This window comes from Flavobacterium sp. (genome assembly GCF_013822155.1).
Classification (GTDB): Bacteria; Bacteroidota; Bacteroidia; order Flavobacteriales; family Flavobacteriaceae; genus Flavobacterium.
Genome location: NZ_PNJW01000028.1, coordinates 1 through 12005 on the forward strand (window position 1 = coordinate 1; position 12005 = coordinate 12005).

Below are 12005 nucleotides of genomic sequence, written 5' to 3' on the forward strand. Positions count from 1 at the left end.
TGAATTTAACAGAATGAGGTACACTCTTGGAGGTGATTATCTATTAAAATATGGAAACACTTTAGGTTTGTCCTTATTTTATGAAAACAAATATAATCCTCAAAAAACGGATCGTTTTGTATTAAGCACTAAATATAATTTATCGATTGATGAATTGATTAAAAAAATCAATAAAAACAAGGAGAAAAAAGAAAAAAAGGAAAAAATTTAATTCTAAATTAAACCTTTATTAAATTCTATAGTCATAGTAAAATCAAACAATACTAAAGACTATGATTAAAATCATCTTCCCCTTTCTCATATTATTTTCCTTTCTTTCTTGCCAAAATGATTCAGAAACAACAATTCAGGAAGTCGATACTTATCCCGCAGTTTTAGCAGCTTTCGGCAATACAATTGATTTAACTAATTTAGCTAATTATGCAAATCAACCTGTTCCCACCTATATCCTAAAGAATAATACTAACGGAAACACTATCTCTGATAAAGTTGCCACATTAGGACGGGTTTTATTTTATGATAAAAATCTATCTTCTAACAATACCATTTCTTGTTCAAGTTGCCATCAGCAGATAAATGCCTTTAGTGACACTTCTGTTTTCAGTTCGGGTGTAAACGGAACTACCGGTCGACATTCCATGCGATTAATAAACACTCGATTTGCCGCAGAAACTAAATTTTTCTGGGACGAAAGGGCGTTGAACTTAGAAACACAAACGACAATGCCCATAAAAGATCATGGAGAGATGGGTTTCAGTGGTACTAATGGTGATTTACCCTTTTCAGGATTAATTACGAAACTCAGTGAACTTGACTATTATAAAGAATTATTTCAATTTGCTTATGGTTCTGAAGAAATTACTGAAAGTAAATTGCAAATAGCACTAGCTCAATTCATTCGAAGTATTCAATCCTTTGATTCAAAATATGACGCCGGAAGAGCTTTAGCAACAAATGATGTTCAACCTTTTACCAATTTTTCAGCACAAGAAAATCAAGGAAAAAATCTATTTCTTTCTCCACCAATTTTTGATGCAACAGGCAGTCGAACCGGAGGTGGATTAGGTTGTGCCGGTTGTCATCGACCTCCGGAATTTGACATAGACCCCAATTCCGGAAATAATGGAATTATAGGAACAATTAATGCAACAGGAATTGACATTACAAATACCCGTGCCCCATCCTTACGCGATTTAGTTAAACTTGACGGAACACCAAACGGACCAATGATGCACACTGGAGTAATTACAACCTTACAAACAGCAATTGGTCATTATGGGACAATTAATTTAGCTCCGGGAAATACAAATTTAGATCCTAAATTACGCCCTAATGGTTTTGGACAACATCTAAATTTAAATGCCCAAGAAGTCAATGCTGTTATCGCTTTCTTGAAAACCTTATCGGGGTCGGATGTTTATACAAATCCAAAATGGTCGGATCCTTTTTAATGGAAAAATATAACAATCGCGGTTGCTTCCTTCTATAATTAAATCGATGTTTGACATCATTGAAGTTAAAGAAAAGAAAATTTATGAGATAAATAAAGCTCTACTGAAGTAGAGCTTTGTATTTTATGAATAAAAATTTTATTTCAATAACGGTAAGGTTGATAAAATCCTTCAACCAAAATTTCAAAATCTAAAACCTATCCCTTTTAACCTCTTCCTAAAACAACTGAATCAATTTATTTACCGTATTCCAATTTCGACTTGTAGCCGTTACATTTAATTTTTTTTCAATGTATTTTTGAGTCAATTTTGTATTTCCTGCACCCGTTTCTAATTTCATGTAGATTCTACTTCCATCTATAAAAGCTTCATCGGGTTTGAATTGACTTATTTTTAATTCGTTTATCGCCGAATTGTTTAATTCTTTTGAAATAAAGGCAACATATAGTTTTTTAGTATCCACCTCTTTTTCCTTGAAAAACGGATTATTAGTCAGGCTTTTTTCTAAATCATCTTTACTGATTACTATAATTGGCACATCGAAACCAAGGTGTTTCGCTATTTCTTGTTTGATGGTAAAACCAACACTTTGTGGGTTTTCATCTTCCGTTTCTAAAAACACATTTCCGGATTGAACATAGGTTTCCACATTTTTAAATCCTCCATTTTCAAGGATAGCTTTTAAAACATCCATTTTAATCATGTTGTGACCAGATACATTGATGCCTCTTAATAGTGCTAGGTATTTCATTTGAATATTTGCTGATTCATTAAAAATAATAATTCTTTTTCAATTTAATATAAAATTAGGAGAGTTTACAGAGCGTTTTTAAATAAAAAAGGTTTCCTAACTTAGAAAACCCATTCTTAATTTTTACTAAATCTTTTTAAAAAGCCACATTCCATTTAGGCAACTTTCCATTTTCTTTTAAAAACAATTGCAAAATTTGTCCTTCCACAAACGTTGGAATTACTTTGGTTTTGTCGTTATAGGTTTCATACCAAAAAACCTCAACAGCTTCAATTTTTTCTAGTTTTAACTGGGTTTTCCAAGAATATTTTCGAGCGGTTTTAGCAAACTGATGTCCGTTTACGATTTTGTCATATAAGCCACCGTTTTTGGCTTTCAATGTTCCATCATTTTGAACTGATCCGGTAGAACCAACCATTATTAATACTTTATTATCCCCTTCAATGCTATAAACTAAAAATACACCACTGGTATCATTTGGTGCATTACAAACCACTTCCAAGTCATCGCTTGATGAAAATTGAAAACTTCCACTATTTTTAAACTTACTTACTTCCTTATACATTTTTATCCTTCTATTTTATATTGAAAAAAATAAGCCCTGACTGATCAAGGCTTATCATAATTTTATATTTAAAGATGTTTATCCTAAAACTTCTTTCACTTTCGCTCCTATTTTAGCAGGTGAATCAACCACATGGATACCACATTCTCTCATGATTCGTTTTTTAGCTTCTGCTGTGTCATCAGCACCACCAACAATTGCACCGGCGTGTCCCATGGTTCTTCCTTTTGGTGCTGTTTCTCCGGCAATGAAACCAACAACAGGTTTACGATTTCCGTCTGCTTTAATCCATTTAGCAGCATCTGCTTCTAACTGACCTCCTATTTCACCAATCATGACAATACATTTTGTTTCAGGGTCATTCATTAATAATTCAACAGCTTCTTTAGTAGTTGTTCCAATAATTGGATCTCCACCGATTCCGATAGCAGTAGTAATTCCTAAACCTTGTTTAACGACCTGATCAGCTGCTTCATAGGTTAACGTTCCTGATTTTGATACGATTCCCACATTTCCTTTTTTGAAAACAAAACCCGGCATAATACCAACTTTTGCTTCTTCCGGAGTGATCACGCCCGGGCAGTTTGGCCCGATTAATCGACATCCTTTATCTTTAATATAAGCATATGCTTTAATCATATCAGCAACCGGAATACCTTCTGTAATGGTAATGATTACTTTTATTCCTGCATCTGCAGCTTCCATAATTGCATCAGCAGCAAAAGCTGGTGGTACAAAAATAATAGTAGTATCTGCTCCCGCTTGTTGAACTGCATCTTTTACAGTGTTGAAAACCGGACGGTCTAAATGAGTTGTACCTCCTTTTCCGGGTGTAACACCGCCTACAACATTTGTTCCATATTCTATCATTTGTGAAGCATGAAAAGTTCCTTCGCTTCCGGTAAATCCTTGTACTATTATTTTTGAATCTTTATTGACTAAAACGCTCATGATTGTGTTTGTTTGTTTTTAATTTTTGTATTACAAAAGTAATTCTTTAGAAAAAATATAGCTTACTTTTTTTATCGTTTTTTAAATAATCTTGCTAAATTAATATATAAATTAATGGTAATTATGGTAATTGACTCATTTGATAACCACGAAATAATTTGCCGTCTTGAATTTCCCATATCACAAAGAAATACGCCAAACGGTTAATTTGCCCCGGATTTTCAATAGTAGTCCCAAAATGGGTATAATGAACCGACACTAAATTATCCTCAGCCAAAATTTGGTGAATTTGAACAACAAATGTTTCATATCCCACTTTCAATTCTTCTGCCAATTGAAGTAAACCTTCCCTGTCTTTTCTAATCAAGCCTTTACTACTATTCCACTCCAACGAAAAATCAGGATGTAAAAAAACATCCATTGTATTTTTGTTATACAAAGCATCGGAATTATAAAAATCTAAAACCAGCTCTTTTGCATTCATTTTATTTTAATTTTTCTAAAATTTCAGGAATTCGTTTGATGTATGCCAATTGTTTTAATTTTTCTCGTGACTCTTCAATTGGAGTTCCAAAGTAGGTTTTACCACCTTCAATAGATTTTGTAACTCCTGTTTGTCCCATCACAACCGCTTTAGTTCCAATAGTTATTCCACTTGTTGTTCCTACTTGCCCCCACATTGTTACTTCATCTTCAATTACTACGCAACCGGCAATTCCGGTTTGAGCGGCAATTAAGCATTTTTTTCCGATTACTGTATCATGACCCACATGAACTTGGTTGTCAATTTTAGTTCCGGCTCCAATAGTTGTATCTCCTGTAACACCTCTGTCAATAGTACACAAAGCTCCAATTCCTACACTATCTTCAATAATTACTCGGCCACCGGATATTAATTGATCAAATCCCTCCGGTCTTTTTTTATAATAAAAAGCATCGGCACCTATAATTGTTCCGGCCTGAATGATGACATTATCACCCAGTACACAATGGTCATAGATTGATACATTAGCATGAACTAGACAATTTTTTCCAATTTTTACATGATTTCCAATAAAACAATTAGGTTGAATTATGGTGCCTTCACCAATTTGAGCCGTTGGAGCAATCGAAACATTTGAAAAAGTAAACGGTCTAAAATGATTTGTCAATTTATTAAAATCACGAAACGGATCATCAGAAATCAACAATGCTTTTCCTTGCGGACATTCTACTTGTTTATTAATTAAAACAATAGTAGCAGCCGATTGTAGAGCTTTATCATAATATTTGGGGTGATCAACAAAAACAATATCACCGGATTCAACCACATGAATTTCATTCATACCTTGGACCGGAAAATTTTCATCTCCCACAAATTCACTACCAATAATTTGAGCTATTTCTTTAAGCGAATATGTTTTTGGAAATTTCATAAACTTTGAAATTGATATTGTTGTTAAAAACTATTCTTTCACACGCTCCATGTAATTTCCGGTAGCTGTATCAATTTTAATTTTATCTCCTTCATTAATAAATAAAGGAACGTTTACAGAGGCACCGGTTTCTACTTTAGCAGGTTTAGTAGCGTTTGTAGCGGTATTACCTTTTACACCAGGTTCGGTATAAGTCACTTCTAAAACAATAGAAGCCGGCATGTCTACCGATAAAGGTAAATCCGTTTCTGTATTAATTTGAACCATCACAAGAGTTCCTTCTTTTAATAAATCAGGAGCATCTAAAATATCTCTATTTAAGGTAATTTGTTCGAAACTTTCGGTATTCATAAAATAAAATTCACTTCCCTCTGAATATAAAAACTGAAAAGTATGTGTTTCAACCCGAACCACATCTATTTTGTGTCCGGCAGAGAAAGTATTATCTAATACTTTTCCGTTTGTTAAACTTTTTAATTTTGTTCTCACAAAAGCGGGACCTTTACCCGGTTTTACATGAAGAAATTCAATAATTTTGTAGATGTCATGGTTGTGTTTAATACATAATCCGTTTCTAATATCTGCCGTACTTGCCATTCTCGTTTTGTTTGTTTATTTCTATTTATTTGTTCTATAATTATCTTAATATACTCCTGTATAACCTTTCATTACACCTCGAGAAGAATTTCTTATAAATTGTAAAATTTCATCTCGTTCCGGTGAAGCAGACATTTCTGCCTCTATAATGCTGACTGCTTGCGAAGTGTTATAATTTTTTTGGTAAAGAATTCTGTATATTTCTTGAATTTCTCTGATTTTTTCTGTGGTAAATCCTCTTCTTCTTAATCCAACTGAATTAATTCCGACATAAGATAATGGTTCTTTTGCCGCTTTTGTATAAGGTGGAACGTCTTTTCTAACCAATGAACCTCCGGAAATCATCGCGTGATCACCAATGTTGATAAATTGATGAACAGCTGCTAAACCTCCAATAATAGCAAAATTACCCACAGTCACGTGACCTGCTAAGGCAACACCATTCACAATAATGGCATTATCTCCAATATGGCAATCATGTGCTACGTGTGCGGTTGCCATAATTAGACAATTTTTACCAATTGTTGTTTGACCGGAAGCAATGGTGCCTCGATTAATTGTTACACATTCACGAATAGTAGAATTATCACCAATAATTGCCAGTGAATCTTCTCCACCAAATTTTAAATCTTGTGGAACTGCTGAAATTACAGCTCCCGGAAAAATATTACAATTTTTACCAATTCGGGCACCTTCCATAATAGTAACGTTGGAACCAATCCAAGTTCCTTCTCCAATAACGACATTATTATGAATGGTTGTAAACGGGTCGATAACTACATTTCGTGCAATTTTTGCTCCAGGGTGTACGTATGCTAAAGGTTGATTCATACTTGATGTATTAGTTCTTTTTTGCTATTTGAGCCATCAGCTCGGCTTCCGCAACCAATTTTCCGTTTGCATACGCATTGGCTTGCATATGACAAATTCCTCTTCGTATTGGAGAAATTAAATCACATTTAAAAATTAATGTATCGCCCGGTAACACTTTGTGTTTGAACTTTACGTTATCAATTTTCATAAAATAAGTCAGGTAATTTTCAGGATCAGGAACAGTACTTAGCACTAAAATTCCGCCTGTTTGAGCCATTGCTTCCACAATTAAAACACCCGGCATTACTGGTGCATCTGGAAAGTGACCAACGAAAAACGGTTCGTTCATGGTTACATTTTTTAAACCAACTACATGATGATCCGATAACTCAAAAATTTTGTCTACCAATAAAAATGGCGGACGGTGAGGCAACATAGCCATAATTTTGTGAATATCCATCAGTGGTTCTTGATGCAAATCGTATGTTGGAACCTGATTACGTTGCTCTATTTTTATGATTTTAGCAAGTTTTTTGGCAAACTGCGTATTTACAAAATGACCGGGTTTATTGGCAATAACTTTCCCTTGAATGCGGGTACCAACTAATGCCAAATCACCAACAACATCTAATAATTTGTGACGAGCGGCTTCATTAGGATAATGTAAAGTCAAATTATCTAAAATACCGTTTGGTTTTACTGAAATTTTATCTTTACCAAATGCAACTCTCAAGTTATCCATTGTTTCGGGAGAGATTTCTTTATCAACATACACAATGGCATTATTTAAATCTCCTCCTTTAATCAAACCATTGTTTAACAGAGATTCTAACTCATGTAAAAAACTAAACGTTCTGGCATCAGCAATTTCCTTTTTAAAATCTGACATAGATTTTAAAGTAGCATTTTGAGTTCCTAATACTTTCGTTCCAAAATCAACCATCGTGGTAACTTGATAGGAATCACAAGGCATTACTAAAATTTCACTTCCGGTAGATTCATCTGTATATGAAATAACTTCTTTAACGATATATACTTTTCGATCGGCATCTTGTTCAACTACTTCTGCTTTTTCTAAAGCTTCCACAAAATATTTAGATGAACCATCCATAATAGGTGGCTCAGAGGCATTTAATTCTATAATTAGGTTGTCAATATCACATCCTACACAAGCGGCCAAAACATGTTCTGAAGTTTGAATTTTTACTGCATTCTTCTCTAAATTGGTTCCTCTTTGCGTATTTACCACATGATTTGCATCAGCTTCAATGATGGGATGACCTTCTAAATCTACACGAACAAAGGTAAACCCATTATTTACGGGAGCCGGCTTAAAAGTCATGATAACTTCCTGACCGGTGTGTAATCCAACTCCTTTTAAAGTTATCTCGCTTTTTATGGTTTTTTGTTTAACCGATTGTGACATATTTATTTAATTATCGTTTTTTTAAGTTCTTCTATTTCACTGACTATTTTTGGCAAATTTTTAAAATGCACGTAGGATTTACTAAAATCACCATAATTAAAAGAGGGTGAGCCCTGAACCGTTTCACCATCTTTTAAACTTTTTCCAATACCGGATTGGGCTTGAATTCTAACACCATCACCAATAATAAGATGGCCTACAATTCCAACTTGTCCGCCAATCATACAATTTTTTCCAATTTTTGTAGAACCGGCAATTCCTGTTTGAGCCGCAATAACGGTATTTTCCCCAATTTCTACATTATGAGCAACTTGAATTTGGTTATCCAATTTTACTCCTTTTCTAATTATTGTTGAACCTAAAGTAGCTCTGTCTATGGTAGAACAAGAACCTATTTCGACATTATCTTCAATAATTACATTTCCAATTTGTGGTACTTTTTCATAGGTTCCGTCTTCTTGAGGAGCAAAACCAAAACCATCAGAACCTACAATTGTTCCTGAATGAATCGTGCAATTACTGCCGATTTCAGTTTCAGAATATATTCTGGCTCCTGCAAAAAACACACAATTATCACCTATAGAAACATTGTCACCAATAAAACTGTTCGGATAAATTTTTACATTGTTTCCGATTTTTACATTTTTACCAATGTAACAAAAACTTCCTAAATATAATCCCTCACCATAAGTCACTCCATCAGAAATTACAGAAGGTTGTTCTATGCCTGATTTCATTAATTTTACCTGGTTATAGTATTCCAATAATTTTGAAAATGATTTATAAGCATCTTCCACTTTGATTAAGGTGGCGGAAATTTCAAATTCAGGTTCAAATGATTTATTCACAATAGCAATAGAAGCCTGTGTAGAATAAATGAAGTTAACATACTTTGGATTGGCTAAAAAAGTAAGAGAACCGGCAGATCCTTCTTCAATTTTGGATAATTTATAGACTTCAACATTGGGATTTCCAACGACTTCGCCTTCTAAAATGGATGCTATTTGAGTTGCAGTAAATTTCATTCCGACAAAAATATAAAAAACTACCTATTATTTGTTATTTTTCTATGAGTACTTTTGGAAAACAGCTATAGTATTTGGTCACAGGTTTTGAAAATGCTCTGGAATTTAATTGATCTGATGATTCTACAACATCTTCCACCGTTTTATCCTTTTTTAAAATCTGAATCGGTTCAATTACTTTGTTGTATCCTAACGTTTTTATTTTACCTTTAAATACAAAATAGTCTGTTTCTGCTAATGAAATAGGGTAATATTCCAAAAGTTTTTGTTTATATAGCTTGATTTCTTCTTTATCAAATTTTTCATTGCTCACCTTAATTTTGAGTAAATCACGATTAATAATCATTTTACTCAAAGAACTTAAAATAAAATCCGGGTGATATTGCCATGCTTTTAAAGCACTCACTATATCAAAATCGTCTAACTGAGCGAATTTATCTAAAATTATGGCATCAAAATCAGCAAAATCAACTTTATTTTGTAAAAAAAACTGCAACGGTTCACTACATGCTAAAACCATTCCTTTCTGTGTGAGTTCTTTCGCTCTTTTTAATGTTCTGGTCAGAATGAGTTCTGCAACCAAACTGGTTTTATGTAAATAAGCCTGCCAATACATTAATCGTCTGGCCATCAAAAACTTTTCGATCGAATAAATAGCTTTTTCTTCCATTACTAAAACATCATCAACCACATGTAGCATTTGAATCAAACGATCCGAATTGATATTTCCTTCCGCCACTCCTGAATAAAAGCTATCGCGTTTCAAATAATCCATTCTATCCATATCTAATTGACTGGATATAAGTTGCAACATAAACTTACGATTATATTCTCCTTTAAAAATTTGAATTGCTAAACTTAATTTTCCGTCAAAGGCTCTATTCAATTGATTCATAAAAAGCAATGAAATTTCTTCATGGTGCACATTTTCTACGATACTTTGCTCCATCGCATGGGAAAAGGGGCCATGACCAATATCATGAAGCAAAATAGCAACATAAAGAGCCGTTTCTTCTTCTTTTGAAATTAAAATTTCTTTAAACCGCAAAACTTCCACCGCCTTTTGCATCAAATGCATCGCACCTAAAGCATGGTGAAAACGTGTATGATTTGCTCCCGGGTAAACTAAATAGGACAATCCCATTTGAGTGATTCGCCGTAATCGTTGAAAATAAGGATGCTGAATCAAATCAAAAACCAATTCATTTGGAATTGTGATAAAACCGTAAATGGGGTCGTTAAAAATTTTTAGTTTATTCGTTTGGCTCACTTAGATAACAATTAAGACAACAAATATACTGAATTTTAAGATTGTGAAATTCACTAAACATTTACAATAACTTTAATACTTCCTGCGTTCGATAATTGTTAAATTGCACTTTTAAAACAAAACCATTTTATGGACAAAATAAAAATTCTTTGGGTCGACGATGAAATTGATTTGCTCAAACCACATATTCTTTTTTTAGAAACTAAAAACTATGCTGTTACGACCTGCAATAATGGTCGGGATGCTGTAGATATTTTTGAAGAAAATCAATTTGACATCGTTTTTTTAGATGAAAATATGCCCGGAATGAGTGGATTGGAAACCCTTTCAGAAATGAAAGAAAAAAAATCAGCCGTTCCCATCATTATGATTACTAAAAGTGAAGAAGAAAGTATAATGGAAGAAGCCATCGGTTCTAAAATTGCCGATTATTTGATAAAACCGGTGAATCCAAATCAAATTTTGTTGGCTTTAAAGAAAAATTTGGACCATTCCAGGTTAATCTCTGAAAAAACCACTTTAGACTATCAAAAAGAGTTTAGGAAAATAGCCATGGATTTAGCTATGGTAAATTCATTTGAAGATTGGATCGAATTATATAAAAAATTGATTTTTTGGGAAATTGAATTAGAAAACATTGAAGACCAAGGACTTATTTCTATATTAGAATCACAAAAAACAGAAGCCAATAGTCAATTTGGTAAATTTATAGAAAAAAATTATGAAAAATGGTTTGAAGACAAAGCCGATAAACCGGTTTTGTCTCACAAATTATTCAGAGAAGGTGTTGTTCCTGAACTAGTTAAAAAAGACAAACCTATTCTTTTTGTTGTGATTGACAACCTACGATATGACCAATGGAAAGCCTTTGAAAGTGTAGTGAACAACCATTATAAATTGGAAAAAGAAATGGCCTATTTTGCTATGCTTCCTACCGCAACTCAATATGCCAGAAATGCTATTTTCTCCGGATTAACGCCTCTTGAAATGGAAAAACAATTTCCACAATACTGGCTTAATGACGTAGATGATGGTGGTAAAAATCTATTTGAAGGTGAATTTTTAGCCGCTCAATTGAAACGATTAGGTTTGAATATAAAAAGTGAGTATTACAAAATTACTAATTTTAAAGATGGAAAAAAATTAGTAGATAATTTTAAAGGTTTAAAAAACAATGATTTAACAACAATTGTATACAATTTTGTGGACATGCTTTCACATGCTAAAACAGAAATGGATGTTGTAAAAGAATTAGCCTCAAATGACAAAGCCTATCGCTCGTTAACGTTAAGTTGGTTCAAAAATTCTCCTTTACTTGAAATGATTCAATTGGCTCAACAAATGGGTTTCAAATTGATTTTGACCACTGACCACGGAACAATTAATGTAAAAAACCCTTCGAAAGTAATTGGTGATAAAAACACAAGTTTAAACCTTCGATACAAAACCGGTAGAAGTTTAACTTATGAAGAAAAAGATGTTTATGCTGTAAAAGACCCAAAAAAAATAGGCTTACCAACAATCAATATGAGTAGTTCTTTTATTTTTGCAAAAAATGATTTGTTCTTAGCATATGTCAATAATTACAATCATTATGTGAGTTATTACAGAAATTCCTATCAACATGGAGGGATTTCTTTGGAAGAGATGATTGTGCCATTTTTGGTCTTTAATCCGAAATAAGTAAATTGACTACTTTCGTTTTACTGTTGGCAATTTAATAGATTTTAACAGCAAACTA

General features: G+C 33.2%; 13 protein-coding genes. 3 read left to right on the forward strand and 10 right to left on the reverse strand.

What is annotated here, in order from left to right:
- The coding region (locus C0512_RS08465; protein ID WP_290860550.1) for a hypothetical protein at positions 1 to 211 on the forward strand (211 nt) is incomplete at its 5' end.
- Positions 212 to 272: 61 nt separating this feature from the next.
- Positions 273 to 1451 carry a cytochrome c peroxidase gene (locus tag C0512_RS08470; RefSeq protein WP_290860552.1) on the forward strand — a complete coding sequence of 393 codons (1179 nt, stop codon included), beginning with the start codon at positions 273 to 275 and terminating at the stop codon, positions 1449 to 1451.
- 217 nt (positions 1452 to 1668) lie between these two features.
- Here the strand turns inward: C0512_RS08470 and C0512_RS08475 are convergent, their stop codons facing one another.
- The 10 genes from C0512_RS08475 to C0512_RS08520 all read right to left on the reverse strand — a co-directional run bounded on the left by C0512_RS08475 (position 1669) and on the right by C0512_RS08520 (position 10264).
- Entirely contained in the window at positions 1669 to 2202 is a 534-nt protein-coding gene (locus C0512_RS08475; RefSeq protein WP_290860554.1) for a DUF1697 domain-containing protein, read from the reverse strand.
- A gap of 136 nt (positions 2203 to 2338) precedes the next feature.
- Positions 2339 to 2767 (reverse strand): hypothetical protein, encoded by a 429-nt coding sequence (locus tag C0512_RS08480; protein ID WP_290860556.1) that lies wholly within the window; start codon positions 2765 to 2767, stop codon positions 2339 to 2341.
- Between the two features lie 78 nt (positions 2768 to 2845).
- Positions 2846 to 3718, reverse strand: coding sequence for a succinate--CoA ligase subunit alpha (gene sucD, locus C0512_RS08485; protein WP_290860558.1), 873 nt, complete (start codon positions 3716 to 3718; stop codon positions 2846 to 2848).
- A gap of 121 nt (positions 3719 to 3839) precedes the next feature.
- Positions 3840 to 4202, reverse strand: coding sequence for a nuclear transport factor 2 family protein (locus C0512_RS08490; protein WP_290860560.1), 363 nt, complete (start codon positions 4200 to 4202; stop codon positions 3840 to 3842).
- A 1-nt stretch (position 4203) separates the two neighbouring features.
- Entirely contained in the window at positions 4204 to 5133 is a 930-nt protein-coding gene (locus C0512_RS08495; RefSeq protein ID WP_290860562.1) for a UDP-3-O-(3-hydroxymyristoyl)glucosamine N-acyltransferase, read from the reverse strand.
- A gap of 30 nt (positions 5134 to 5163) precedes the next feature.
- Positions 5164 to 5730, reverse strand: coding sequence for an elongation factor P (gene efp / locus C0512_RS08500; RefSeq protein WP_290860564.1), 567 nt, complete (start codon positions 5728 to 5730; stop codon positions 5164 to 5166).
- A gap of 45 nt (positions 5731 to 5775) precedes the next feature.
- Positions 5776 to 6561: an acyl-ACP--UDP-N-acetylglucosamine O-acyltransferase gene (lpxA, locus tag C0512_RS08505; RefSeq protein ID WP_290860566.1), complete on the reverse strand. Its 786-nt coding sequence runs from the start codon at positions 6559 to 6561 to the stop codon at positions 5776 to 5778.
- A 10-nt stretch (positions 6562 to 6571) separates the two neighbouring features.
- Positions 6572 to 7969, reverse strand: a complete 1398-nt coding sequence (locus C0512_RS08510) for a bifunctional UDP-3-O-[3-hydroxymyristoyl] N-acetylglucosamine deacetylase/3-hydroxyacyl-ACP dehydratase (RefSeq protein WP_290860568.1) — start codon at positions 7967 to 7969, stop codon at positions 6572 to 6574.
- A 2-nt stretch (positions 7970 to 7971) separates the two neighbouring features.
- Positions 7972 to 8994 (reverse strand): UDP-3-O-(3-hydroxymyristoyl)glucosamine N-acyltransferase, encoded by a 1023-nt coding sequence (gene lpxD, locus C0512_RS08515; protein WP_290860570.1) that lies wholly within the window; start codon positions 8992 to 8994, stop codon positions 7972 to 7974.
- Between the two features lie 34 nt (positions 8995 to 9028).
- Complete coding sequence (locus tag C0512_RS08520; RefSeq protein WP_290860571.1) at positions 9029 to 10264, reverse strand: HD domain-containing protein; 1236 nt, start codon at positions 10262 to 10264, stop codon at positions 9029 to 9031.
- Positions 10265 to 10393: 129 nt separating this feature from the next.
- On the opposite strand from C0512_RS08520, the gene C0512_RS08525 reads away from it, so the two are divergent.
- Entirely contained in the window at positions 10394 to 11947 is a 1554-nt protein-coding gene (locus C0512_RS08525) for a bifunctional response regulator/alkaline phosphatase family protein (protein ID WP_290860573.1), read from the forward strand.
- The last annotated feature ends 58 nt before the right edge of the window (positions 11948 to 12005 follow it).

Excerpts from the sequence above, each read along its gene's own strand:
- C0512_RS08510 (WP_290860568.1), bottom strand. The coding sequence starts at position 7,969 with ATGTCACAATCGGTTAAACAAAAAACCATAAAAAGCGAGATAACTTTA.
- C0512_RS08490 (WP_290860560.1), bottom strand. The coding sequence starts at position 4,202 with ATGAATGCAAAAGAGCTGGTTTTAGATTTTTATAATTCCGATGCTTTG.
- efp (WP_290860564.1), bottom strand. The coding sequence starts at position 5,730 with ATGGCAAGTACGGCAGATATTAGAAACGGATTATGTATTAAACACAAC.
- C0512_RS08495 (WP_290860562.1), bottom strand. The coding sequence starts at position 5,133 with ATGAAATTTCCAAAAACATATTCGCTTAAAGAAATAGCTCAAATTATT.
- C0512_RS08470 (WP_290860552.1), top strand. The coding sequence starts at position 273 with ATGATTAAAATCATCTTCCCCTTTCTCATATTATTTTCCTTTCTTTCT.
- sucD (WP_290860558.1), bottom strand. The coding sequence starts at position 3,718 with ATGAGCGTTTTAGTCAATAAAGATTCAAAAATAATAGTACAAGGATTT.
- C0512_RS08475 (WP_290860554.1), bottom strand. The coding sequence starts at position 2,202 with ATGAAATACCTAGCACTATTAAGAGGCATCAATGTATCTGGTCACAAC.
- C0512_RS08525 (WP_290860573.1), top strand. The coding sequence starts at position 10,394 with ATGGACAAAATAAAAATTCTTTGGGTCGACGATGAAATTGATTTGCTC.
- lpxA (WP_290860566.1), bottom strand. The coding sequence starts at position 6,561 with ATGAATCAACCTTTAGCATACGTACACCCTGGAGCAAAAATTGCACGA.
- lpxD (WP_290860570.1), bottom strand. The coding sequence starts at position 8,994 with ATGAAATTTACTGCAACTCAAATAGCATCCATTTTAGAAGGCGAAGTC.
- C0512_RS08480 (WP_290860556.1), bottom strand. The coding sequence starts at position 2,767 with ATGTATAAGGAAGTAAGTAAGTTTAAAAATAGTGGAAGTTTTCAATTT.